This is a genomic window from Streptacidiphilus sp. ASG 303, assembly GCF_020991365.1.
Classification (GTDB): domain Bacteria; phylum Actinomycetota; class Actinomycetes; order Streptomycetales; family Streptomycetaceae; genus Peterkaempfera.
In genome coordinates, this window is the sequence record NZ_JAJLRA010000002.1 from 382,071 (window position 1) to 405,599 (window position 23,529).

Annotated in this window: 20 protein-coding genes; 6 read left to right on the top strand and 14 right to left on the bottom strand. The window is 76.9% G+C overall.

Annotation, left to right across the window (positions count from 1 at the left end; genetic code table 11):
- Positions 1-167: 167 nt before the first annotated feature.
- Positions 168-1,502 carry a class II 3-deoxy-7-phosphoheptulonate synthase gene (locus LO771_RS04370; RefSeq protein ID WP_230648234.1) on the bottom strand — a complete coding sequence of 445 codons (1,335 nt, stop codon included), beginning with the start codon at positions 1,500-1,502 and terminating at the stop codon, positions 168-170.
- A gap of 332 nt (positions 1,503-1,834) precedes the next feature.
- Here LO771_RS04370 and LO771_RS04375 point away from each other — a divergent pair, with 332 nt between their 5' ends.
- The gene (locus LO771_RS04375) at positions 1,835-3,856 is read left to right on the top strand and encodes a chorismate-binding protein (protein ID WP_230648235.1); all 2,022 of its coding nucleotides are present in this window, start codon (positions 1,835-1,837) and stop codon (positions 3,854-3,856) included.
- A gap of 102 nt (positions 3,857-3,958) precedes the next feature.
- A complete protein-coding gene (locus tag LO771_RS04380) occupies positions 3,959-5,113 on the top strand; it encodes a P1 family peptidase (RefSeq protein ID WP_230648236.1) in 1,155 nt (384 codons plus the stop codon).
- Here the strand turns inward: LO771_RS04380 and LO771_RS04385 are convergent.
- The 5 genes from LO771_RS04385 to LO771_RS04405 form a co-directional block, all read right to left on the bottom strand.
- Positions 5,080-5,610, bottom strand: a complete 531-nt coding sequence (locus LO771_RS04385; RefSeq protein ID WP_230648237.1) for an AAA family ATPase — start codon at positions 5,608-5,610, stop codon at positions 5,080-5,082. The two genes, LO771_RS04380 and LO771_RS04385, sit on opposite strands and share 34 nt — an antisense overlap.
- A 114-nt stretch (positions 5,611-5,724) precedes the next feature.
- Positions 5,725-6,750 (bottom strand): 6-phosphofructokinase, encoded by a 1,026-nt coding sequence (locus LO771_RS04390; RefSeq protein ID WP_230648238.1) that lies wholly within the window; start codon positions 6,748-6,750, stop codon positions 5,725-5,727.
- A 127-nt stretch (positions 6,751-6,877) separates the two neighbouring features.
- The gene (locus LO771_RS04395) at positions 6,878-7,522 is read right to left on the bottom strand and encodes a response regulator transcription factor (protein WP_230648373.1); all 645 of its coding nucleotides are present in this window, start codon (positions 7,520-7,522) and stop codon (positions 6,878-6,880) included.
- A gap of 119 nt (positions 7,523-7,641) precedes the next feature.
- Entirely contained in the window at positions 7,642-8,814 is a 1,173-nt protein-coding gene (gene macS / locus LO771_RS04400; RefSeq protein WP_230648239.1) for a MacS family sensor histidine kinase, read from the bottom strand.
- 188 nt (positions 8,815-9,002) lie between these two features.
- A complete protein-coding gene (locus LO771_RS04405) occupies positions 9,003-9,854 on the bottom strand; it encodes a 1-acyl-sn-glycerol-3-phosphate acyltransferase (RefSeq protein ID WP_230648374.1) in 852 nt (283 codons plus the stop codon).
- A gap of 149 nt (positions 9,855-10,003) precedes the next feature.
- Between LO771_RS04405 and LO771_RS04410 the strand changes: the two genes are divergently transcribed.
- On the top strand, positions 10,004-10,771 hold the full coding sequence (locus tag LO771_RS04410) for a carboxylesterase (RefSeq protein WP_230648240.1): 768 nt from the start codon (positions 10,004-10,006) through the stop codon (positions 10,769-10,771).
- 40 nt (positions 10,772-10,811) lie between these two features.
- Positions 10,812-11,522, top strand: a complete 711-nt coding sequence (locus tag LO771_RS04415) for a hypothetical protein (protein WP_230648241.1) — start codon at positions 10,812-10,814, stop codon at positions 11,520-11,522.
- Positions 11,523-11,700: 178 nt separating this feature from the next.
- On the opposite strand, the gene LO771_RS04420 is transcribed toward LO771_RS04415, so the two are convergent.
- The 6 genes from LO771_RS04420 to LO771_RS04445 form a co-directional block, all read right to left on the bottom strand.
- On the bottom strand, positions 11,701-12,441 hold the full coding sequence (locus tag LO771_RS04420; protein WP_230648376.1) for an endonuclease/exonuclease/phosphatase family protein: 741 nt from the start codon (positions 12,439-12,441) through the stop codon (positions 11,701-11,703).
- Between the two features lie 234 nt (positions 12,442-12,675).
- Positions 12,676-13,620, bottom strand: coding sequence for an ROK family glucokinase (locus tag LO771_RS04425; protein WP_230648242.1), 945 nt, complete (start codon positions 13,618-13,620; stop codon positions 12,676-12,678).
- A 222-nt stretch (positions 13,621-13,842) separates the two neighbouring features.
- Complete coding sequence (locus LO771_RS30985) at positions 13,843-14,358, bottom strand: DUF5304 family protein (RefSeq protein ID WP_304944755.1); 516 nt, start codon at positions 14,356-14,358, stop codon at positions 13,843-13,845.
- Positions 14,359-14,567: 209 nt separating this feature from the next.
- Positions 14,568-15,788, bottom strand: coding sequence for an ArsA family ATPase (locus LO771_RS04435; protein ID WP_230648243.1), 1,221 nt, complete (start codon positions 15,786-15,788; stop codon positions 14,568-14,570).
- A gap of 151 nt (positions 15,789-15,939) precedes the next feature.
- The gene (locus LO771_RS04440) at positions 15,940-16,374 is read right to left on the bottom strand and encodes an SRPBCC family protein (protein WP_230648244.1); all 435 of its coding nucleotides are present in this window, start codon (positions 16,372-16,374) and stop codon (positions 15,940-15,942) included.
- Positions 16,375-16,479: 105 nt separating this feature from the next.
- Complete coding sequence (locus LO771_RS04445; protein ID WP_230648245.1) at positions 16,480-17,247, bottom strand: metallophosphoesterase; 768 nt, start codon at positions 17,245-17,247, stop codon at positions 16,480-16,482.
- A 284-nt stretch (positions 17,248-17,531) separates the two neighbouring features.
- Between LO771_RS04445 and LO771_RS04450 the strand changes: the two genes are divergently transcribed.
- On the top strand, positions 17,532-19,325 hold the full coding sequence (locus LO771_RS04450; protein ID WP_230648246.1) for a long-chain fatty acid--CoA ligase: 1,794 nt from the start codon (positions 17,532-17,534) through the stop codon (positions 19,323-19,325).
- Positions 19,326-19,406: 81 nt separating this feature from the next.
- Here LO771_RS04450 and LO771_RS04455 read toward each other — a convergent pair whose 3' ends face one another.
- Complete coding sequence (locus tag LO771_RS04455) at positions 19,407-20,546, bottom strand: glycosyltransferase family 4 protein (RefSeq protein ID WP_230648247.1); 1,140 nt, start codon at positions 20,544-20,546, stop codon at positions 19,407-19,409.
- 147 nt (positions 20,547-20,693) lie between these two features.
- Here LO771_RS04455 and LO771_RS04460 point away from each other — a divergent pair, with 147 nt between their 5' ends.
- Positions 20,694-22,235 (top strand): glycosyltransferase 87 family protein, encoded by a 1,542-nt coding sequence (locus tag LO771_RS04460; RefSeq protein ID WP_374228062.1) that lies wholly within the window; start codon positions 20,694-20,696, stop codon positions 22,233-22,235.
- Here LO771_RS04460 and LO771_RS04465 read toward each other — a convergent pair.
- A complete protein-coding gene (locus LO771_RS04465; protein ID WP_230648248.1) occupies positions 22,185-23,498 on the bottom strand; it encodes a M48 family metalloprotease in 1,314 nt (437 codons plus the stop codon). The two genes, LO771_RS04460 and LO771_RS04465, sit on opposite strands and share 51 nt — an antisense overlap.
- Positions 23,499-23,529 lie beyond the last annotated feature (31 nt).

The window sequence follows — 23,529 nt, forward strand, 5'->3', positions numbered from 1 at the left end:
GGCGCGGTCTCTCCTCACGGCTGATCAGCCAAGGCTCGCCTTACTCCGGTAAGCCTCACCTTACCTGGCCGTCCCGGGCGGCGGAAAGCCCTCCCGGCACCGGATGTCCGGTACGCCGGGAGGGCTTCGTCACACGCGGGGGGACCCGGGGCCCGGAGGCCGGCGGATCACTGGCCGCGGTACATCTCCGCGACCAGGAAGGCCAGGTCCAGGGACTGGCTGCGGTTGAGCCGCGGGTCGCAGGCCGTCTCGTAGCGCTGGTGCAGGTCGTCGACGAAGACCTCGTCGCCGCCGCCCACGCACTCCGTGACGTCGTCGCCGGTCAGCTCCACGTGGATGCCGCCCGGGTGGGTGCCGAGCGCCCGGTGCACCTCGAAGAAGCCCTTGACCTCGTCGAGCACGTCGTCGAAGCGCCGGGTCTTGTGGCCGGTCTCCGCCTCGAAGGTGTTGCCGTGCATCGGGTCGCAGATCCAGACGACCTGCGCCCCGGAGGCGGTGACCTTCTCCACCAGCTCGGGCAGCCGGTCGCGGACCTTCCCCGCGCCCATGCGGGTGATGAAGGTGAGCCGGCCGGGCTCCCGCTCCGGGTCGAGGCGGTCGATGAGGGCGAGGGCCTCCTCCGGGGTGGTGGTCGGGCCGAGCTTCACCCCGACCGGGTTGCGGATGCGGGAGGCGAACTCGACGTGCGCCCCGTCCAGCTGCCGGGTCCGCTCGCCGATCCAGACCATGTGGCCGGAGACGTCGTACAGGTGCCCGGTGCGCGAGTCGGTGCGGGTGAGCGCCGTCTCGTAGTCCAGGATCAGCGCCTCGTGCGAGGAGAAGAACTCGACCGTCCGGAACTCCTCCGGCTCGGCGCCGCAGGCCCGCATGAAGGCCAGCGCGTTGTCGATCTCCTTGGCCAGCGACTCGTAGCGCTGCCCGGCCGGGGAGTTGCGCACGAAGTCCTGGTTCCAGGCGTGCACCTGCCGCAGGTCGGCGTAGCCGCCCGTGGTGAAGGCGCGGACCAGGTTGAGGGTGGCGGCGGAGGCGTTGTACATCCGCTTGAGCCGCTCCGGGTCCGGGATGCGGGACTCGGGGGTGAACTCGAAGCCGTTCACCGAGTCGCCCCGGTAGACCGGCAGCGTCACGCCGTCGCGGGTCTCCGTCGGCTTGGAGCGCGGCTTGGAGTACTGGCCGGCGATGCGGCCGACCTTCACCACCGGCACCGAGGCGGCGTAGGTCAGCACGACCGCCATCTGGAGCAGTGTCTTGAGCTTGTTGCGGATGTGGTCGGCGGAGACGCCGTCGAAGGCCTCGGCGCAGTCGCCGCCCTGCAGCAGGAACGCCTCGCCACGCGCGACAGCGCCGAGCCGGGCGCGCAGCTGGTCGCACTCGCCGGCGAAGACGAGGGGCGGATACGACGCGAGGTCCGCGAGTGCGGTGCGCAGAGCCTCGGGGTCGGGCCATTCGGGCTGCTGCGCCGCGGGCAGGGACTGCCAGGTGTGGAGATCGTTCACGGTCACACACCCAAGGCTACGGGGTGTGTGCACGGATGTGTCCGAAGGGCCCGAGGACTGAGACGCGTCGCGGACACGCCTGGTGGCGGGCGCGGCCGCGGCGGCGCGGCGCGCGGACCGCCCCTCCGGGGGCGCCCGATCCGCTAGAGTCGGAGCCATGCACGCGCCGCACACCTTCTCCTGGTGGTGGACCGTCCCTCACGGCGGCCCACACCTCGCGCGTCCCTAGACGACACGACGGCCGCCCCGCGGGGCGGCCGTCGGCGTACCGGCCAGGCGACCCTCCCCGGACGGCGGAAGCACCCGCTCCCCGCAGCCCCCTCGGAAGGAAGCCCGCCATGGCCCCCGAACCGCACCCGGCACCCCCCGCCCCGCGGACACCCCCCGCCCCCGGCACCCCGGCGTCCGGCGCCGCGGCTTCCGGGGCGCCGGCGTCCGGGACCCCGGCGCCCGAGGCGCTGGTCGCCCGCCTCACCGCTCCCGGCGCCCCCGCGTTCGCCCTGCTCCACCGCCGGGCCCCGCGCCTCGCCCCGGACACCGTCGAGGTGCTGCTCGGGGAGGTCGGCACCCACGAGCGCCTGGCCGACCTGCCGGTCCCCTCCGGCGCGCCCGCCTCCCGCACCCCCGTGCACGACCTGCTCGCGCTGGTCCCGTACCGGCAGATCCGCGAGCGGGGCTTCGAGGTCCGCGACGACGGCACGCCGCTGCAGGCGCTGCGGGTCGCCGAGCAGTACGCGCTGCCGCTGGACGCCCTGCTGGCCGCCCTCCCCCGCGAGCGGGTGGTGCTGCGGGACGGCGCCTTCGACGTGGACGACGCGCGGTACGCCGAGACCGTGCGCCGGGTCGTGGAGGAGGAGATCGGCCGGGGCGAGGGCGCCAACTTCGTGGTCCGCCGCGACTTCACCGGCACCCTGGAGGGCTTCTCGCCCGCCGTGGCGCTCACCCTCTTCCGGCGGCTGCTGGAGCAGGAGCGCGGCGCGTACTGGACGTTCCTGGTCCACACCGGGGAGCGGGTGCTGGTGGGGGCGAGCCCGGAGGTGCACGTCCGGCAGACCGGCGGCACCGTCGTGATGAACCCGATCTCCGGCACCTACCGCTACCCGGCGGGCGGGCCGACCCTGCCGACGCTGCTGGACTTCCTGGCCGACCCCAAGGAGCTGGAGGAGCTCACCATGGTGGTCGACGAGGAGCTGAAGATGATGTGCACGGTGGGCGACCTCGGCGGCCAGGTGCTCGGACCGCGGCTGAAGGAGATGGCCCACCTCGCCCACACCGAGTACGAGCTGCGCGGGCGGACCAGCATGGACGTGCGGGACGTGCTGCGGGAGACCATGTTCGCCGCCACCGTCACCGGCAGCCCGGTGCAGAACGCCGCCCGGGTGATCGCCCGCCACGAGCCCACCGGGCGCGGCTACTACTCGGGGGCGCTGGCCCTGATCGGGCGCACCGGGAGCGGCGGGCAGCTGCTGGACTCCCCCATCTGCATCCGCACCGCCGACGTCGACGCCGCCACCGGCCGGCTGGCCGTGCGGGTCGGCGCGACCCTGGTCCGGCACTCCGACCCCGCCTCCGAGGTCGCCGAGACCCACGCCAAGGCCGCCGGCGTCCTCACCGCGATCGGCGCCCGGCCCGCCCCCGCGGGCCGCCCGGCGCGGCGGGCCGCGCCGCGGCTCGCGGACGACCACCGGGTGCAGGCCGCCCTGGACGCCCGGCGGGCCGGCCTGGCGCCGTTCTGGCTGCGGATGCAGCAGCCGCTCCCCGCGACCGGCCCGCACGCGCTCGTCGTCGACGCCGAGGACACCTTCACCTCGATGCTGGCGCACCTGCTGCGGTCCCTCGGCCACCGGGTCACCGTGCTGCGGCACGACGCGCCGGGCCTGCGGGAGGCGGTCGCCGCCCACGACGGGCCGCTCGTCCTCGGCCCCGGCCCGGGCGACCCGTCCGACCCGGACGACCCGCGGATCGCGGTGCTGCGGGAGCTGGCGGACCACGCCCTGGCGGAGCACCGCGGCGGGCTGCTGGCCGTCTGCCTCAGCCACCAGCTGGTCGCCGGGCGGCTCGGCCTGCCGCTGCGGCGCCGGACCGTCCCGTACCAGGGCGCGCAGGAGCAGGTCGACCTCTTCGGGCGGCGGCGGACGGTCGGCTTCTACAACACCTTCGCCGCACGCTGCGACGACGCGGACGCCGCCCGGCTCGCCGCCCTGGGGGTGGAGGCGGCCCGCGACCCGCTGACGGGGGACGTCCACGCGCTGCGCGGGCCCGGCTTCGCGAGCGTGCAGTTCCACCCCGAGTCGGTGCTGACCCGGGAGGGCGCCGCGATCACGGCGGAGCTGCTGCGGGCCGCCGTGCCGGCGGTCTGACCCGGGCCCGGCGGCCGGGTGCGGGGCCGGGGCGGCCCGCGCCGCCGGATCCGCCCCGCGGCCCCCCTTCCCCGGGGCGCCGCGGGCTGGGAGGCTCGCCCCATGAGCCAGCTCACCGCGCCCGGCTCCCCCACCGGCCCCGTCCCGGTCCACGGCCCGGTCCCCGGCCCGCGCAACGCGATCACCGACGTACCGGGCCTGCGGGTGGGCCACGCCCGGCTGCCCGGCGCGCTCGCCCTCAGCGGCACCACGGTGGTGCTGGCACCGCCGGGCGGGGCGGTGGCGGCGGTCGACGTGCGGGGGTCCGGTCCGGGCACCCGGGAGACGGACGCGCTCACGCCGGGCAACGTGGTGGAGCGGGTGGACGCCGTGGTGCTGACCGGGGGCAGCGCGTACGGCCTGGCGGCGGCCGACGGGGTCGCGGCCTGGCTGGAGGAGGCGGGCCGCGGCCACCGGGTCGGGCCCGACCCGGCGCAGGTGGTGCCGGTGGTGCCGACGGCCGCCCTCTTCGACCTGGGGCGCGGCGGCGACTTCCGGGCCCGGCCCGACGCGGCGACCGGCCGGGCCGCGGTGGCGGCGGCCGCCGCCTCCCCGGAGGGCGCGCCGGTGGAGCAGGGGGCGGTGGGCGCGGGCACCGGTGCGATGACGGCCGGGATGCGGGGCGGGGTCGGCACGGCCAGCGCCGTCCTGCCGGGCGGGGTGACGGTGGCGGCGCTGGTGGCGGTCAACGCCCTGGGGTCGACGGTGGACCCCGCGACCGGGCTGCCGTACGGCGTCGGCGACGGGCTGCGGTACGCGGACGGGACGCCGGAGTTCCCGCTGCGGGTGCCGGGCCCGGAGGCGGCGGAGCGCGCCCGGCGGCGGCTGCGGGAGCTGGCGGCGGAGCGGGAGGCGCTCTCCCCGCTGAACACCACCCTCGGCGTGGTGGCGACCGACGCCCGGCTGGACCGGGCGCACACCCGCAAGCTGGCCGCGGTCGCCCACGACGGCATGGCGCGCGCGGTGCGCCCCTGCCACTCGCTCGCCGACGGCGACACCGTCTTCGCCCTGGCCACCGGTACCGCCGGGCCGCCGCCCGCGCGGCCGGGCCTGCTGCCGGAGCACGCCGCCGCGGACGCGGTGAACGCCCTGCTGGCGGCGGTCGCGGACGTGTTCGCGCGCGCCGTGGCGCACGCGGTGCTGCACGCGGAGCCGGCGACGACGCCGTGGGGGCACCTGCCGTCCTACCGCGAGCTCCACCCCGAGGCCTTCGCCTGAGACTCCAGGGCGAACATCAGCTCGGCGAGGCAGTCGCTGACGCCGCGCCCGGCGGTGTCCAGGACGATCCGGTCGCGGTGCCACGGCTCGTACGCGCGGCGGCAGACCGCGTCCCAGTCGGGGAGCGGCAGGCCGGGGACGTCGGCGGAGCGGGAGGCCACCCGGCGGCGGTGCTCGGCGCGGTCCGAGCAGACGACCTCCACCTCGGCGACCTCGGCGCCCGCCCGGCGTCCGGCGTCCCGCCAGGCGTCTCGGGTGACGGCCAGCGGGTTGACGGACTCGGCGACCACGGACAGGCCCTGCCGCAGGTGGTCCTCGGCGAGGGCGTACCCGACCGCGTACCCGGCCGGGCCGACCGGGTGGACCGCCAGGCCGGAGCGGACGATCGCCTGCTCCACCGTGCCGGTCCGCAGGTGGACGGCGCCGGTGCTGCGGGCCAGGGCCCGGCCGACGGTGGTCTTGCCGGTGGCGGGGAGGCCGCCCAGGACGATGAGCATGCTCCATCCTGGCGCACGCCCGCCCCCCGGCGGGGGCGGACGCCGGTGACGTCCCGCCGGTCCCGCGGGAGAGGGGCCGGTCCCGCGGGAGGGCGCCGGGCGCACCGGGGGCCGTCAGCCGAAGAAGACGCCGAACTCCTCGTAGAGGGCGAGGTCCACGGTCTTGACGCGGGCGGTGGCGGCCTCCAGCGGGGCGCGGACGATGTCCGTGCCGCGCAGGGCGACCATGGTGCCGAAGGCGCCGTCGCGCACGGCGTCGACCGCGTGCAGGCCGAAGCGGGTGGCGAGCCAGCGGTCGGCGGCGGTGGGGGTGCCGCCGCGCTGGATGTGGCCGAGGACGGTGGTGCGGGCCTCCTTGCCGGTGCGCCGCTCGATCTCGCCGGCCAGCCACTCGCCGATCCCGGAGAGCCGGACGTGCCCGAAGGCGTCCCGTGAGTCGTCCTTGGTGACCATGCCGCCGTCGGCGGGGACGGCCCCCTCGGCGACGACCACGATCGGCGCATAGTTGATCTTGAACCGGTTCTCCACCCACCCGCAGACGCGGTCCAGGTCGAAGGGGTGCTCCGGGACGAGGATCACGTTGGCGCCGCCGGCGACGCCCGCGTGCAGCGCGATCCAGCCCGTGTGGCGCCCCATCACCTCCACCACCAGCACCCGCCGGTGCGACTCCGCGGTGGTGTGGAGGCGGTCGATGGCCTCGGTGCAGATGTTGACGGCGGTGTCGAAGCCGAAGGTGTAGTCCGTGCCGTCGAGGTCGTTGTCGATGGTCTTCGGCACGCCCACGACGCGCACCCCGGCCCGGCCCAGTTCGGCCGCCACGCCGAGGGTGTCCTCGCCGCCGATGGCGATCAGGGCGTCCACCCCGTGCCGGTCGAGGTTCTCCCGGACCCGCCGCACCCCGCCGTCGACCCGGAGCGGGTTGGTGCGCGAGGAGCCGAGGACGGTGCCGCCGCGGGGCAGGATGCCCCGCACGGCCGGCACGTCCAGCCGCACCGCCAGGTTCTCCAGCGGCCCGCGCCAGCCGTCGCGGAAGCCGACGAACTCGTAGCCGTGGCTCTGCACGCCCCTGCGCACGATGGCCCGGATGACCGCGTTGAGCCCGGGGCAGTCGCCGCCGCCGGTGAGCACTCCGATCCGCATGGTCCGTTCCCTCCAGCCGTGCGGCCCCCGGCCGTGCGGTGGCGCGGGGGCCCGCAGGACGAGTGTGACCCGGATCACCCGGCGGCGGGAGGGGGCCGGGTGCCCGGCGGGCCCCGCCGGCGGACCGTCAGTCCCCGTCCAGCCCCTGCTCGATGGCGTACCGGACCAGCTCCACCCGGTTGTGCAGCTGGAGCTTGCCGAGGGTGTTCTGGACGTGGTTCTGCACGGTGCGGTGCGACAGCACCAGCCGGTCGGCGATCTGCCGGTACGACAGGCCCTTGGCCACCAGCCGCAGCACCTCGGTCTCCCGGGGGGTGAGCTGCGGCGGCGCCGGGGCGCGGGTGTCCGCGGACGGCGGCTCGGCGGCGAGGCGGCGGAACTCGCCCAGCACCAGGCCGGCCAGCCCCGGCGTGAAGACGGCGTCGCCCGCGGCGGTGCGGCGTACCGCGTCCAGCAGCTCCTCCCGGCCCGCGGACTTCACCAGGTAGCCGGTGGCCCCGGACTTCACCGCCTCCAGCACGTCGCCGTGCTCGCCGCTGGCGGAGAGCACCAGGACCCGCACGCCCGGGTCGGCGGCGACGACCTCCCGGCAGACCTCCACGCCGGGCAGGCCGGGCAGGTTGAGGTCGAGCACCAGCACCCGGGGGCGCACGGCGCGGGCGCGGCGCACCGCCTCGTGGCCCTCGCCGGCGGTGGCCGCCACGTCGAACCCGGCGTCGGCGAGGTCCCGGGCGACCGCGTCGCGCCACATCGGGTGGTCGTCCACCACCATCACCCGGAGCGGTGCCCCGCCGTCCGAGGGCGCCCCCTCCACGGGAGCCCCCTCCACGGGAGCCCCGCCCTGCGGGGCCCCGTCCTGCGGTGCCCCGCCCGCCGCTCCGCCGTCTGCCGTCACGCCGTCCCGTCCTTCCCGGCGCCGCGCGGCCGCGGCACCCGCATCTCGACCTCCGCGCCCTGGCCCGGCACGGAGACCACGTCGGCACTGCCGCCGAGGTCGCGCAGCCGGCCCCGGATGGACTGGGCGACGCCCAGCCGCCCCTCGCGCTCCGCGTCGCCCAGCCGCCCGGGCGGGAAGCCGGGCCCGTCGTCGCGGACGCCGACCACCACCTCGTCCGGCTCCTCCTCGACCAGGATCCAGGCGCGGGCGCCCTCCCCGGCGTGGACGCGCACGTTGTCCAGCGCCGCGCCCACGGCGGCGGCCAGCTCGGCGGCGGTGCGGCCGGGCAGCAGCACCGGCGTGCCGGGCGCGGAGACGGTGACTCGGACACCCGCGTACCGGCCGAGCAGCGCCCGCAGGTCCTGCGGCGCGGCCGGGTCGGGCGCCGGGGCGGCGCCCCGCGGTCCGGCGGGACCGCCCTGCTGCGGGACCCCGCCCACCAGGGCGCGCAGCGCCGCCTCCTGCTCGCCGGCCCTGCGGCCCAGTTCCGCGGCCTCCCCGCCGAGCTCCGCGCCGCGGCGCTGCACCATGGCGAGCACCTGGAGGACGCCGTCGTGGATGTCCCGGGCCAGCCGCTCGCGCTCCCGGGTGGCCGCCTCCAGCTGCAGGGCGCAGGCGAGCGCGGTCTCGCTGGCGCGGGCGAGGTCGACGACCCAGCCGATGGCGCAGCCGGCCACCAGAAGCAGCACGATGTTGTGGACGTTGTCGGTGGTGACGGCACCGCGCTCGGCGATGTCCGCGGTCCCGACGACGGCCGCGGCGAGGGCGGCGGTCCGCCAGCCGCCCTTGGCGGCGAAGCCCAGGACGGGGCCGGCCGCCCAGATGGTCGGCAGGGTGACCTCCTGCGGCAGGGCGATGCGGGCGGGGTCGTCGAGGAACCGGGTGAGCATGATGCCGGTGACGGCCATGCCGAGGTCGGAGGCGAGCAGCGGCCAGGCGCACCGCTCGGCGGAGAGGAACGAGCGGGCGGTGGCGAGGGTCCAGGCGGCGAGCACGGCCATGAAGAGCCAGCCGCCCAGCGGGTGGGCGTACTCGCGGTGGACGGCGAGGTAGCGGAGGGCGGCGTAGGCCAGGGTCAGCAGGCGGAAGACCGCGATGGCGCGCCAGAGCGGGAGCTCGACGGACATGCCCCCGCCCGGACCGGCCCCCGCCGCCCGCCCGTCCGCGGCCGCCCTCTCCCCCGTCCCGGCGGCACCCGCCGTCCCGGCGGTCCCCGCCCTTCCGGCCCGCACCATCCCGACGCCCCCCATCCCGACGGCCCCCGCCCCTTCCGGTCCTCGTTCCCCGGCCCCGTCCCGCGCCGCGGCGCCCGGCGTCAGCCGGCCGCCGGGCGCTCGTCCCGCTGCTCCGGCTCCTCCGACTGCGACGGCTGCGACGGCTGCGACGGCTCCGCAGGCTGCCCGGCGTCGTGCGCCTGGGCCTGGGCCTGCTGGGCCTTGGCGGCGGCCTGCTCGGCCTTCCGCTCGGCCTTGCGCTCGGCGTCGGCCTGCTTCTTCTCGTCGGCGATCCGGCGCTTGGCGGCGGTGGCGTAGATGTCCACGTACTCCTGGCCGGAGAGCTTCATGATCTCGTACATGACCTCGTCGGTCACCGAGCGGAGGATGAAGCGGTCGTTCTCCATGCCCTGGTAGCGGGAGAAGTCCAGCGGGCGGCCGACCCGGATGCCCGGGCGGACGCCGAAGTTGGGGACGACCTGGCCGGGGGGCTGCACCTTCTCGGTGTCGATCATCGCGACGGGGATGACCGGGGCGCCGGTGGCCAGCGCGACGCGGGCGAGGCCGCCGACCTTGCCGCGGTAGAGCTTGCCGTCGGGCGAGCGGGTGCCCTCCGGGTAGACGCCGAACAGCTCGCCGCGCTCGATGACGGCGATGCCGCTGCGGATCGCCGCCTCGCCCGCGCCGCGGGTGCCGGAGCGGTCGACCGGCAGCTGGCCGACGCCCTTGAAGAAGGCGGCGGTGAGCTTGCCCTTGAGGCCGGGGGTGGTGAAGTACTCGGCCTTGGCGATGAAGGTCACCCGGCGCTTCATCAGCGCGGGCAGGAAGAAGGAGTCCGAGAAGGACAGGTGATTGCTGGCGATGATGGCGGGGCCCTCGTCGGGGATGTTCTCCATGCCCTCGACCCACGGGCGGAAGAAGATCCGCAGCAGTGGTGCGACGATCATCTTCATGAACCGGTAGAACAACGCCTGACCTCCTGAGTCCCGGACCGATAGAACCTTAATGCCGATCCGGGGAAAGTCTCTCCCGGGACCGGGCCGCTGTACGACTCCGGCACCGCCGTGGGACGATGCGCTCCCGCCCCGCGAAGGAGCCCGTCATGACGCTGCTGCCCGGTGCCGAACCGTTCCACCACGAGGGCGGCCCGGTGGGGGTCCTCCTCTGCCACGGATTCACCGGTACGCCGCAGTCGCTGCGCCCCTGGGGCGAGCACCTGGCCGCGAACGGCCTCACCGTCTCCCTGCCGCTGCTCCCCGGCCACGGCACCCGCTGGCAGGACATGCAGGTCACCCGGTGGGAGGACTGGTACGCGGAGGTGGACCGCGAGCTGCGGTCCCTGTCCGCCGCCTGCGAGCAGGTCTTCGTCTGCGGCCTCTCCATGGGCGGGGCCCTGGCGCTGCGGCTCGCGGCGCAGCACGGCGACGCCGTCTCCGGCCTGGTGCTGGTCAACCCGTCGGTGCGGTCCGACAGCCCGGCGACCGCGCTGCTGCCCGTCCTGCGGCACCTGGTGCCGAGCATCCCGGGTGTGGCGAACGACATCGCCCGCGAGGGCTCCACGGAGGTCGCGTACGACCGCACCCCGCTGCACGCCGCGTGGTCGCTCTCCCGGCTCTGGCGGACGGTGCAGGCCGAGCTCCCGCAGGTCACGCAGCCGCTGCTGCTGTTCCGCAGCCCGGAGGACCACGTGGTCTCCCCCGGCAGCGCACGGCTGCTGCTCGGCCGCATATCCTCCACTGATGTGGAGGAGCGGCTCTGCGAGCGCTCGTACCACGTGGCGACGCTGGACCACGACGCCGAGGTGATCTTCGAGGGCGGCCTCGACTTCATCCGCCGTCTGGCGCCGGCCGCGAAGGCCGACCCGGTCTGAGCCGGGCGGCGGGCCACCGACACAAGGCTGGGGACCACGGGTGCAGGAGAGCGACAGGACGGGCGGCGACGCCGACCTCCCGGAGGACGGCGCGCAGGGCGCCGCGACACCCGGGGGCAGTTCCGGGCGGCCGCTCGGACCCGGGACGCCCGCGGGCGGACCCGCCGGACCCGAGGGGCCCGGCAGGCCGGACGGGCGCCGGCCGGCGGGGGGCAGCCAGGCCGAGCAGGACGCGATCTTCCGGGAGCTGGTGGCCTCCTTCGACGCCCCGGTGGACCTGCGCACCTGGCCCGACTCCGAGGACCTGAACGAGGTGCCCGGCCCCGGCGGCGCGGGCGGCCGGGACCGGTCCGGCGGCCCGAAGGGGCTCGACGGGCTCAACGGGCTCAACGGCCTGGAGGACTTCGCCCCGCAGCCGCGGCCGCGGCCGGGCGCGGCGCACCCGTCCTCCGGCGGGCCGCTGCCCGGCCCCCGGGACTGGGACGCGGCCGAGGACCCGGAGGACGACCACTACGTCCCGCCGGAGCCCCCGCCGCTGCCGACGGGCGACACCACGAGCCGGTTCGCCTGGATCGCGGTGCTCGGCGGCCCCGCCCTGCTGCTCTTCTCCGCGCTGGTGTGGGGCGAGGTCGGCGGCTGGCCCGCCCTGCTCGGCGTCGTCGCCTTCATCGGCGGCTTCGTCACCCTGGTGGCCCGGATGAAGGACCGCGACGAGGAGGACGACGACCCGCACGGCGGCGCCGTCGTCTGACGCCCGGTCGGCTCCGGCCCGGCCGCCGGGCCCCGCCCCACCATCGGCTCCCGCCCCACTACGGGGTCTTCCAGGACCCCAGGGTCCGCCGGCCGGCCGCGCGGCAGGGGCCGGACGGGCCGGGCCGCCCGCGTCCCGGCCGACCCGCCCACCGGCCGGGGCCCGCCTGCGGGCCGTCTCACCCGGCGGGGACCCGCAGCACCGCGAGGACCGGCAGGTGGTCGGTGGCGGCGACCAGGTCCGCCGGGTCGACGCCGGGCAGCCCGTGGGGGACGCCGCAGGCCAGCACCTCCACGCCGGGGGTCGCGAACACCGCGTCGATGCGCTGGTGGGGGTCGGCGGGCACCGAGGTCATCGTCCCGCCCCAGGGCGCCACCGCGTGGCCGTCGCGCAGCCGCCCGGCGAGCAGCCGCCAGGCCGGCCCGTCCGGCCGCTCGTTGAAGTCGCCGCCCACCACCCCGTACGGGACGCCCTGCCCGGCCATGTGGTCGAGCAGCGCGGACGCCTGCTCCAGGCGCTCGGCGGCGTCGAGGCTGAGGTGGCAGCTGGTGACGCAGAGGGGCGCGGCCCGGCCGATCCGGACCACGGCGGTGGCGAAGCCGCGCTGGTGCAGGCCCGGCGTGCGGGGCAGCAGCACGTCGGCGGTGCGCAGCACCCGGACGCGGACCCTGCCGAGGAGCAGCGGACCGGCGGCGCGGCGGCCGCCGGAGAGGACGGCGGTGCCGGTGCCGCGGGCGAGGCGGGCGGCCTGGTGGGCCGGGCGCCAGAAGCGGGGCGACTCCTGGACGCAGACCAGGTCGGGCTCGCAGGCGCGGACCACCCGGGCCAGGGCGGCGCGGTCGTCGCGCAGCGAGCGGACGTTGTAGCTGAGGACGCGGACGCACTCGGACCCGTCGGGCCCGGGTCCGGAGGGCGGCAGGGCGGGCGGCGGAGCCGGTGCGCCGGACGCGGCGGGGGCGCCGGGAACGGCGGGTGCGTCGGGTGCGTCGTCCACGGCGGCCTCCTCGCGGCGGTGCGGCGCCGCCCGGGGACGACGATACGGCGGGACGGGAGGTGAGGGCTCCCGCCCCGCCGCAGGGGTCGTGCTGCCGGGCCGCCGCGCACCCGGCGTGCGGGGCGGGCGGCGGTCCGGGGTGTCCGGTGGGACCGGCCGTCAGGCGGTGCGGGCGAGGTCGCCCGCACCGGCGATGCCGGCCGCCGAGCCCATGGAGGCGAGGACGACCTCGGCGCGCGGCCGGTGGACGCCGCCGGTGAGGTACTTCTCGAAGGCCTTGGAGACCGGGTCGAGCAGCAGGCTGCCCGCGTCGGAGACGCCGCCGCCGAGCACGAAGACCGCCGGGTCGAAGAGGGCGGCCAGGTCGGCCATGCCGCGGCCGAGCCAGTCGGCGACCTCGGCGTAGACCTCCAGGGCGAGCGGGTCGCCCTCCTCCGCGGCCTGGGTGATGTGGACGCCGCGGATGGTCTCGGCGACGCCGTCGTTGAGGTCGAGCATCCGCTTGCCGGCCACCGGGTCGGCGGCGGCCTTCTCGCGGCCGTAGCGGCGCAGCGAGCGGCCGGAGGCGTACTGCTCCCAGCAGCCCCTGCCGCCGCAGCCGCAGGGCAGGCCGTCGGGGACCATGTTGAGGTGGCCGATCTCGCCGGCGACGCCGAAGCGGCCGCGGTGCAGGCGGCCCTCCAGGACGATGCCGCCGCCGATGCCGGTGCCGACCGTGATCATGACCATGTCGTCGTGCTCGGCCGCGGCGCCGAACCGGAACTCCGCCCAGGCGGCGCAGTTGGCGTCGTTCTCGACCACGGTGTCGAGGCCGGTCAGCTCCTCGATGCGGGACTTGAGCGGCTCGTTCTCCCAGGCGATGTTGGGCGCCATGATCACGGTGGAGCGCTCGCGGTTGATGTACCCGGGGGCGCCGACGCCGACCGCGGACACCTCCGGGTGCTGCTCCTTGAGTTCGCGCACCGCCTGGGCGATGGCGTCCACGGCCCACTGCGGATCGGCCGGCGTGGGCACCCGCGTCCGACCCAGGATCCGGCCGCTCTCGTCGACCACTCCTGCAGCGATCTTGGTCCCGCCGACGTCGACGCCGATGGTGAGTCCCATGTGTCCCTCAGTCATTCACTCGGTCCCCGCTGGGCGGTACCGTACCCGGCCGCAGGCCGCGGGACCACACCGCCCCGTACATTATCCGAAGACAACTCCCGGCCGGAAGGTCCGCGCGCCTTCAGAAGTCGTACGGTCCGTCCCGCTCCGTGACAGCGTCGAACGCCTCGGTGACCGGCCGCGACCTGCACGTTCGGCCCTGCGCCAGGGGCGCGGGGAGGGTCAGTCGAGGTCGATGCGCTCACTGCCGGACGGCCCCCGGCCGGACCAGCGCCGCTCGTGGCCGGAGACGGCCGCGCGGTAGGCGGCGAGCAGCTCGCCGCCGGCGGCCGCGAGGTGGCGGTACACCTCGGGGTGGCGCTCGCGCAGCGGTGCGGTGAACTGGCCCAGGCCGTCGCCCGCGCCGGCCCCGAGGCCGCGGGACGCCTCCTGCACGCGCTCGCCGACGGCGGACGCGAACCGGCGCACCTCGTCGACGAGCGGGCCGAGTTCGGGTCCGAGGTACGGGCCGGCCCCGGACCCGGAGGCGCCGGACGGCCCGCCGCCGGCACCCTCCCCGCGGGCGCCCTCCCCGTGCTCGCCGGAGGCCTGCTCCCCGCGGGCCTCCCGGTGCCGGGCGCGCTCCGCCTCGGCCTCCCGGCGCCGGCGCCGCTCCTCGGCGGCCTGCTCCGCCGCGTCCTCGGCGACCACCCGCGCCCAGACGTCCTCGTCCTCGCGGCGGTCGTCTGCACTGCTCATGGGGGTCTCCTCGACTGGGGGGGTGTACGGCGCGTCGACTGCGGGGGAATCCCTGGTGCTTCGACGCTACCCGACCGGGCGCCCGCGCGGAGCGCTGTCGGCGGGCCGGGTCGCGCGGGGCACCGGCCGGCGGGCCGGCGCCGGGCGCGGGCACCGGACGCGGGGGCCGGGCACGCGGCCCGGGGAGGGCTGCGGCGCGGGCCGGGGCGTCAGCCGCGCGGCCACAGGCCGGGGTCGGGGGTGAAGCGGACCGAGAGCAGCCCGTCGCGCAGGCCGGCGCCGGACACGGTGCAGCGGCGCAGCGCGGAGGGCAGCCGGACGATCCGCCGGTAGGCGCCGGTGCCGACGACCAGCTCGTCGCCCCGGCGCACCAGCTCCAGGTCGGCCCGCTCGGCGCCGGGCAGCGGCAGCCGCCAGACCAGCAGGCCCTCCTCGGCCAGCCGGTCCTCCACGGTCCAGGGCGCCCCGGGGGCCGGTCCGGGCCCGGCGGAGTCGCCGTGCAGCTCGGCGCCGAGCTCGGCGAGGTCGTCGGGGCCCTCGGGCGCCCGGCCCAGGTGGGGGGCGGACAGCAGCGGCGCCGCGCCGGCGAACTCGGCGGCCAGGGCGGCGAGCCGGTCGCGCTCCTCGCCGGCCAGGGCGGCGAGCCAGGGGTCGGCGGAGCCGGCCGCGGTCGGCGGCAGGGTGCGGGAGGCGACGACGGCGTCCGGGTGGTGCCCGTACAAGGCGAGTCCGGCGCGGGCCCGGCGGACCTCCGGCAGGGTGTGCGCCCCGGCGTCGACCACCAGCCGCACGGAGGTCTCCGGCGCCTCGACGACGGCGCGGGCGGCGGCGAGCCGCCCGGCGGCCCAGGCCCGGGCCTCGAAGAGCCGGTCGGCGGGCATGGGGACCCCGGCGAGGGCGGCGAGGACGGGGCGCAGCGCCCGGGCGGCCTGGCGCTGCTCGGGCAGCAGCCGGGCGAGGTAGCGCTCCAGCCGCTCGGGCAGGGCGAGGGCGGCGACGAGCTCGGGCACCGGCGGGGCGTCGACGACGACGAGGTCCCAGCGGCCGGAGGCGGTGTGCTCGCCGAGGGCCCGCAGCAGGACGAGGTGGCGGGTGCCGGGGAGGGCGGTGAGCTCCTCGGGGTCCAGCGGGTCGACGCCGAGCAGGTCGAAGGCGGGCCGGACGCGGTCGGCGAGCTGCCGGGCCTCCTCCTGGAAGGAGCGCTCCTCGTCGATGCGGGCCGCCTGCGGCCCCAGGCCGCCGTCGCCCGCGGGGGCGGGCGCCTCGCCGAGGCGCACCCCGAGGAGGGTGTCGAGGGTGCGGTGCGGGTCGTGGGCGGCCAGCAGCAGGGTGCGCAGGCCGTGCCGGGCGGCGTGCACGGCGGTGGCGGCGGCGGCCGTGGTGGCGCCCGCCCCTCCCCTGCCGGTGACCAGCACCGTACGGGTCGTCATGGCGTGGGGCCCTCCGCTCGGCGGTCCGGCGGCCGGCGGCCGCCTCCTCCTTCATGGCCTTCGTCGGCGCGCCCCTGGGGGACTCCCCTCCAGGATGGCCGTCCGGCCTCCGGCGCGCCTCCCGGCCCCGGCGCCGCCGGGGCCCGGCCCCTCAGGCCTCGACGCGCTTCTTCAGCCCGGCGAGGGCCCGGTCGATGATGACCTTCTCGGCCTTGCGCTTGATCATGCCCAGCATGGGGATCTTGACGTCGACGGCGAGCTGGTAGGTGACCTCGGTGGCGCCGGCCGCGGCGGGGGCGAGGGTGTAGGAGCCGTCGAGGGCCTTGAGCATCTGGCTCTTGACCAGGGTCCAGGTGACGCGGCGGTCGCCGTCCCAGGTGTAGGCGAGGACGTGCTCGTCGCGGATGGCGCCGGCGTCCAGCAGCAGCCGCACCTGCTCGGCGCGGCCGTCGGCGTCCCGGGAGAGGACCTCGATCTCCTTGACCTCGCCGGTCCACTCCGGGTAGGCGGCGAAGTCGGCGATCACGCCCATGACCTCGGCCGGGGTCGCGTCGATCGTGATGCTCGACCTGGTGTGCTCCGCCATCGGGTGGCCCTCCGCGTCTCGGCCGCTGTGCTGTGGTCAGGCTGATCGGGTGCTGCGTGCTGGAAGGTTATCGCGGCCGTCCCCGGACACCGCGGCGGCGGGGTGTCACCACTCCAGGACGTAGGGGCGGCCGGTGGCGCGGAAGTGGCCGACGTTGACGCACTCGGTGCGGCCGATGCGCATCCGCCGCACCAGCGGCTGGTGGACGTGCCCGAAGAGCACGAGCTCCGGCCGGGTGGCCCGGATCGCCTCCAGCACGGCCTCGCTGCCGCGTTCGAAGCGGCGGGCCACCGTGTCGTACGTCAGCTCCGGGACGGCCGGGGGGATGTGGCAGCACAGGACGTCGACCGCCCCGACGGCGGCGACCTTCGCGGCGTACTCCTCCTCGTCCACCTCGTAGGGGGTGCGCATCGGGGTCGGCAGCCCGCCGCCGACGAAGCCGAAGGTGCGGCCGCCGATCTCGGCGGTCTGGCCGTCGAGGACGGTGACGCCCTCGCGGGCGAAGTCGGGCCACAGGCGCGGCACGTCGACGTTGCCGTAGGTGGCGAAGGTGGGGGTGGGGAAGGCGGAGAACAGCTCGGCGTACTGGCGGCGGACGGCGTCCTCGACGGCCTCCCGCCGGGGGCGTCCCAGCGTCCTCCACAGCCCGTCGGCGAAGGCGCGCGCCTCGTCGAAGAGGCGGGCGGTGCGCAGTTCGACGTAGCGGGAGGCATTGGCGGCGCCGAAGAGGTCGGGGAAGATGCCGCGGCCGTGGTCGGCGTAGTCGAGGAAGAGGACCAGGTCGCCGAGGCAGAGCAGGGCGTCCGCGCCCTCCCCCGCCCGGGCGAGGGCGTCGGCGCTGCCGTGTACGTCACTGACCACGTGGACCCGCATGACCGCCACCCTAGGCCGTGGGAGGGGGTTCGGACACGGACGGTCCACCCTGGGCCTGCGACGGACGTTCACCGGGCCGTGATCCGGCTGCCGTAGGGTTCGGGTGGAGGGGCCGCGCCGACGGGTGCGGTGCGCTCCCCCGCCGTCACCGGCCGGAGGCGGGCGGCAACCTGCGGTCAACAGCCGTGTGACACAACGAACACATTGCCCGGCCCCCCTACCTGAACGTACCTACCCGGCAGTAACGTCCTGGCGTCCCGCAGCGTCGCAGACGAGGAGCAGTCTTGCGCGAGTTCAGCCTTCCGGCCCTCTACGAGGTTCCGAGCGGCGGCAACCTCACCGACCCGATCCACCGGAACGCCGAGGCGCACGCCGACGTGGCCGTGGTGAGCCGCAAGATCGACGGCCGGTGGCAGGACCTGACCGCCGTGCAGTTCCTCGCCGAGGTGCGCAGCGCCGCCAAGGGGCTCGTCGCCTCCGGCGTGCGCCCCGGGGACCGGGTCGGCCTGATGTCGCGCACCCGCTACGAGTGGACGCTGCTGGACTTCGCGATCTGGTGCGCGGGCGCCGTCACCGTGCCCGTGTACGAGACCTCCTCCGCCGAGCAGGTCGAGTGGATCCTCGGCGACTCCGGCGCCGTCGCCGTCATCGCCGAGACCCCGGCCCACGAGGCGACGGTGGCGCAGGTGCGCGACCGCCTCCCCGAGCTCAAGCAGGTCTGGCAGATCGAGGCCGGCGCCGTCGACGAGCTGGAGCGGGCCGGCGCCGGCGTCGCGGACGCCGAGATCGAGGAGCGGCGCGCCGCGCTCGGCCCGGACACCGTCGCCACCATCGTCTACACCTCCGGCACCACCGGCCGGCCCAAGGGCTGCCAGCTGACGCACGGCAACTTCCTGGCCGAGCTGGGCAACGTCACCCGGCGGCTGGAGCCGCTCTTCCGCCCCGGCGAGGGCTCGGTGCTGCTGTTCCTGCCGCTGGCCCACGTGCTCGGCCGGATCGCCGAGATCGCCTGCGCCATGGCGCCGGTGAAGATCGGCCACGTCTCCGACATCCGGGACGTCACCGCCGAGCTGGGCGCCTTCTCCCCCACGCTGATCCTCGGCGTGCCGCGCGTCTTCGAGAAGGTCTTCAACACGGCCCGCTCCAAGGCCCAGGCCGACGGCAAGGGGAAGATCTTCGACCAGGCCGCCGAGACCGCCATCGCCTACAGCCGCGCCCTGGACGCGGGCGGCGCGGGCCTGGCCCTGCGGCTCAAGCACAAGGTCTTCGACCGGCTGGTCTACAGCAGGCTGCGGGCGGCGCTGGGCGGCCGGGCCACCCACGCCATCTCCGGCGGCGCCCCGCTCGGCGAGCGCCTGGGCCACTTCTACCGCGGCATCGGCTTCACCGTGCTGGAGGGCTACGGCCTCACCGAGACCTGCGCCGCCACCGCCTTCAACCCGCACGACCGGCCGAAGATCGGGACCGTCGGCCAGCCCCTGCCGGGCTCCTCCGCGCGGATCGCCGAGGACGGCGAGGTGCTGCTCAAGGGCCCGCAGGTGTTCACCGGGTACTGGAACAACCCGGCCGCGACCGCGGAGGCGCTGCGGGACGGCTGGTTCGCCACCGGCGACATCGGCACCCTGGACGACGACGGCTACCTGGTGATCACCGGCCGCAAGAAGGAGATCATCGTCACCGCCGGCGGCAAGAACGTCGCCCCCGCCGTCATCGAGGACCGGGTCCGCGCGCACCCGATCGTCGGCGAGTGCATGGTGGTCGGCGACCGCAAGCCGTTCATCGCCTGCCTCGTCACCATCGACGAGGAGTTCCTGCCGACCTGGAAGCAGCTCCACGGCAAGCCCGCCGACGCCACCGTGGCCGACCTCAAGGACGACCCGGACCTCCTCGCCGCCGTGCAGGCCGCCGTGGACGACGGCAACAGCGCGGTCTCCAAGGCCGAGGCGGTGAAGAAGTTCCGCATCCTCGACACCCACTTCTCCGAGGACAGCGGCCACCTGACGCCGTCGATGAAGCTCAAGCGCAACGTGGTGCTCAAGGACTACGCCGCGGACGTGGACGCGCTCTACCAGCGCTGAGCCGCCCTCCGCACACGGCCGGGGGGCCGCCGGCGACCGCCGGCGGCCCCCCGGCCGTTCCGCGCCCGGCCCCGGCGCGGCTCAGTCCGCGTGCAGCAGCTCCGCCAGGCGCCCCGCCAGCAGGTCCCAGCGCCAGGACTCCTCCACCCAGCGGCGCCCCCGCTCCCCCATCCGCCGCCGCAGGCCCTCGTCGAGCAGCAGCTCCGCGATCCGGTCCGCCGCCGCATCCGGCGAGCGCCCCGGCACGACGTACCCGGTCTCCCCCTCCAGCACCGCGTCCGGCGCGCCGCCGGAGTCGCCCGCCACCACCGGCAGCCCGGTCGCCGACGCCTCCAGGTACACGATCCCGAGGCCCTCCACGTCGAGCCCGCCGCGCCGGGTGCGGCACGGCATGGCGAAGACGTCGCCCGCGCCGTAGTGCGCCGGCAGCTCCTCCCACGGCACCGCCCCCGTGAACCGGACCGACCCGCGCACCCCGACCGCGTCCGCCAGCCTCTCCAGGTCGGCCCGGTAGGGGCCGCCGCCCACGACGAGCAGCACCGCGTCCGGCACCCGGGCCAGGATCCGCGGCAGCGCCCGGATCAGGGTGTCCTGGCCCTTGCGCGGCACCAGCCGGGAGACGCACACCACGACCGGCCGGTCCGCCAGCCCCAGCCGGCGGCGGACCTCCGCACCGCCCGAGCCCGGGTGGAAGGTCTTCTCGTCCACGCCGGGCGGCAGCTGCGCCATCCGGGCCGCCGCCTCCGGGCCGACCGCGGCGGCGATCCGCGAGCGGGTGTACTCGCCGAGGTAGGTGAGGACGTCGGTGCCCGCGCCGATCCGGCGCAGCAGCCGCCGGGAGCCGGGCAGCTGCGCCCAGGCCGCCTCGTGGCCGTGGGTCATGCCCAGCAGGCGGCGGGCGCCCGCCCGGCGCAGGGCCGGCGCCATCAGGCCCAGGGGGGCGGCGGCGCCGAACCAGACCGAGGTGCACCCCTCGGCCCGCAGGATCTCCGCGGCCCGGCGCACCACGCGCGGCGTGGGCACCATCATCCGCGTCCGGTCGCGGACCACGGGGAAGGGCTGCTCCGCGTCGAAGCGCGCGGCCTCCGCGCCGTCGCGCCACGTCGAGGCGTACACCACCACGCTGCCCGGGGCCTGCCGCACCGCCATGTTGTGGACGAACTGCTGGATGCCGCCGGGCCGGGGCGGGAAGTCGTTGGTGACGATGAGGGTCTTCTGCATGGTGATCCGTACCATAGGTCAGGACCGTGCGCCCGCGGGAACCGGGAAACACCTTGTCCCCGTCCCGACAAGGGGCGGTACGCTCGCCCGACCGGCCGGGACGTCCCCCCGACGCAGGCCGTCCGCGACCGAGTGAGGGATGCACCTGTGGAGTCGGCAGAGCCCGGAGAAGCCAGTCCCCCCTCCCCGGCCCGCACACGGCCCCTCCCGCCGTCCCCTGGCCCCCTCCCCCCGGCCGCGCCGGGGCCGCGCACCGCCGCCGGACCGCTGTGGGCGCTCGGCCTGTCCTTCGTCGCCACCCGCGTCCTCGTGGTGCTGATGTGCCTGGGCGTGTGGCGGATCTCCGACCTCGACGTCACCACCGACGTGTCGGTGATCTACCACGGCTGGTACGAGGTGCTGCGGACCGGCACCTTCCCCCTGGACGACGTCACCTGGCAGTACCCGCCCGGCGCGGCCCTGGTGATCCTCGCCCCGGGCCTGCTGCCGTGGTCGTACCTGACGTCCTTCATGGTGCTCGCCGGCGCCTTCGACGCCCTCGCCATGCTGCTGCTGGTGCGGGCGGGCGTCCGCGGCCGCCGCCGGTACGCGGGGGCGTGGCTGTGGGTGGTGGCGGTTCCGCTGCTCGGCCCCACCGTCTACGCCCGCTACGACATCGTCGTGACCGCCGTCGCCGTCGCGGGCCTGCTGGCCGCCGCCCGCCGCCCCCGGCTGGGCGGCGCGCTGCTCGGCGTCGGCGGGCTGCTGAAGGTCTGGCCGCTGCTGGCCGTGCTCGGCACCCCCCGCGGCCGCCGGACCCGGCGCACCTGGACGGCCGCCGCGGCCGCCGCCGCGGGCCTGGGCTTCCTCCTGGCGGCGGCGATGAACGGCGCCTTCCGGTTCCTCGCCTTCCAGCGCGACCGCGGCGTGGAGGTGGAGTCGCTGGGCGCGCTGCCGGTCCACTGGGCGCGGCTGGCCGGCCGGTGGCAGGGGGAGGTCGCCCTCAACTACGGGTCGGTGGAGTTCCTCGGCCCCTGGGTGCACACCATCGGCCGGATCTCCCTGGGCGCCACCGCGCTGGGCTTCGGCTGGCTGCTGCTGTGGCGGCTGCGGGCCCGGGAGCGGCGGGCGGCCACCCCGTACGACGCGGCGCTGGCGGCGCTGCTGGTGTTCACCGTCACCAGCCGGGTGGTCAGCCCGCAGTACCTGGTGTGGCTGATCGGCCTGGCCGCCGTCTGCCTGACGGCCCGGGGGACGACGCAGCGGCCGGTGGCGGTGCTGATCCTGCTGGCCTCGGGGCTGACGGTGCTGGAGTTCCCGGTGATGTTCGGCCCGGTGGTCTCCTCCTCGCCGAGCGGCGTGGCGCTGCTGACCGCCCGGAACCTGCTGCTGCTGGCGGCGACGGTGCTCTCCTGCGCCCGGCTGTGGCGCTCCACGGCCCGGCGGCCGCGGCCGGAGGCGGACACCGGGGAGTGGGAGGCGGGGTCCGAGGTGCACACGCGGGCCGGCGACCCCTTCGAGGCGGAGACCGTCGCGTACACCGTCCGTCCCGGCATCGTGTACGAGAAGCACCTCCTGGACGGCCTGGAGAGGCCGGACGGCCCGGAGGAGCAGGGCGGCGCGGGCTCCGGGGCCCCGGCCCGGTCGGGCGCCGCCCGCTCAGGCGGCGTCCCCTCCTGGGCGCGCGACGACCGCTCCGCCCCGCGCTGACTCCCACGCCCGGGCCGCCGCGATCCGCCGCACCGCGCTCGGGTGGGTGGCGAAGAGCAGCTCCAGCACGCGCGGCGGGTCGACGTCCGCGACGTTGGCCACCGCGAGGCGCCGCTGCATGGCGGCGAACGCCCGGGGGTCGCCGGTGAGGTCCAGGGCGTGCCGGTCGGCGCGGGCCTCGATGCGGCGGCTGACCGCGCACCGGGGCGGCCCGGCCAGGGCTCCGGCCAGCGCGGCGCAGGCGGCCAGCAGCGGCAGCGACCGCGGGTCCGCGGCGTCCGCCGCGCCCGCCGCCCCCAGCAGCGGCTCCAGGGACAGCAGCAGGCCCAGCAGGCAGACGCCGGCCGCGGCGCCCGCCGCGCCCAGCAGGGTGCCGCGCAGCACGTCGCGGTGGACCACGTGGCCCAGCTCGTGGGCGACCACCAGCTCCACCTCGCGCGGCCCGGCGGTGGTCAGCAGGGTGTCGTACGCGACGATGCGGCGGGTGGCGCCGAGGCCGGAGACGTAGGCGTTCAGCGCCGTCGTGCGGCGGGAGGCGTCCGCCACCAGGACCTCCCGGACGGCCACGCCGTCGCGCCCGGCCAGGTCGAGCAGGGCGGTGCGCAGCGCGCCGTCCGGCATCGGCGTGAAGCGGTTGAAGAGCGGCTCCACGACCAGCGGGAAGAGGAACGAGAGGGCGACGGCCAGCACCGCGGCCGCGCCGGCGGCCGGCAGCCACCACCGCTGCGGTGACCACGCGGTGAGCGCGTACACCCCGTACGCGGCGGGCAGCACGAGCACGAGCGTGAGCAGCAGGCCGCGCAGCACGTCCACGGCCCAGCCGCCCCAGCCCTGCGTCACCAGCCCGTACCCGCGCCGGACGACGCGGACCCGGGCGGCGAACGGGAGCCGCAGGGCCTCCCCGAGCAGCACCAGCGCGGCGGCGCCGCCGAGGACCTGGGCGGTCCGCGTCCCGCCGAGCAGGCCGCCGACGGCCGTCACCAGGGCCGCGCCCGCGCCGGTGAGGCCGAGCCAGGCCGTCAGGGCGAGGCCGGCGAGCCGGCCGCCCAGCACCCAGGGGGTCTGCGCCCGGCGCAGGGCGCGCCCGCGGGCGGCCTCCTCGGGGGTGAAGTCCCGGTACCCGCGGCCGTCCGCGCCGCCGCCGCCGTTCACACCGCCGCCGCCGTCCGCGTCGCCGCCGTCCGCGCCGCCGGCCCCGTCCCTGCCGTCGGCCCTGCCCCTGCCGTCGGCCCCGTCCCTGCTGCTGACCCCGTCGGCGTCCACCCGCTGCCTCCCGCCTCCCGTCGCGGCCGGT

Bases quoted from the DNA above. Each gene is read 5' to 3' on its own strand.
- LO771_RS04385 (WP_230648237.1), bottom strand. From the start codon at position 5,610: ATGCTCATCGTCCTGGGCGGCCTCCCCGCCACCGGCAAGACCACCGTC.
- LO771_RS04375 (WP_230648235.1), top strand. From the start codon at position 1,835: ATGGCCCCCGAACCGCACCCGGCACCCCCCGCCCCGCGGACACCCCCC.
- LO771_RS04380 (WP_230648236.1), top strand. From the start codon at position 3,959: ATGAGCCAGCTCACCGCGCCCGGCTCCCCCACCGGCCCCGTCCCGGTC.
- macS (WP_230648239.1), bottom strand. From the start codon at position 8,814: ATGTCCGTCGAGCTCCCGCTCTGGCGCGCCATCGCGGTCTTCCGCCTG.
- LO771_RS04395 (WP_230648373.1), bottom strand. From the start codon at position 7,522: ATGGTGGTGGACGACCACCCGATGTGGCGCGACGCGGTCGCCCGGGAC.
- LO771_RS04405 (WP_230648374.1), bottom strand. From the start codon at position 9,854: ATGAAGATGATCGTCGCACCACTGCTGCGGATCTTCTTCCGCCCGTGG.
- LO771_RS04445 (WP_230648245.1), bottom strand. From the start codon at position 17,247: ATGCGGGTCCACGTGGTCAGTGACGTACACGGCAGCGCCGACGCCCTC.
- LO771_RS04410 (WP_230648240.1), top strand. From the start codon at position 10,004: ATGACGCTGCTGCCCGGTGCCGAACCGTTCCACCACGAGGGCGGCCCG.
- LO771_RS30985 (WP_304944755.1), bottom strand. From the start codon at position 14,358: ATGAGCAGTGCAGACGACCGCCGCGAGGACGAGGACGTCTGGGCGCGG.
- LO771_RS04455 (WP_230648247.1), bottom strand. From the start codon at position 20,546: ATGCAGAAGACCCTCATCGTCACCAACGACTTCCCGCCCCGGCCCGGC.
- LO771_RS04425 (WP_230648242.1), bottom strand. From the start codon at position 13,620: ATGGGACTCACCATCGGCGTCGACGTCGGCGGGACCAAGATCGCTGCA.
- LO771_RS04440 (WP_230648244.1), bottom strand. From the start codon at position 16,374: ATGGCGGAGCACACCAGGTCGAGCATCACGATCGACGCGACCCCGGCC.
- LO771_RS04390 (WP_230648238.1), bottom strand. From the start codon at position 6,750: ATGCGGATCGGAGTGCTCACCGGCGGCGGCGACTGCCCCGGGCTCAAC.
- LO771_RS04435 (WP_230648243.1), bottom strand. From the start codon at position 15,788: ATGACGACCCGTACGGTGCTGGTCACCGGCAGGGGAGGGGCGGGCGCC.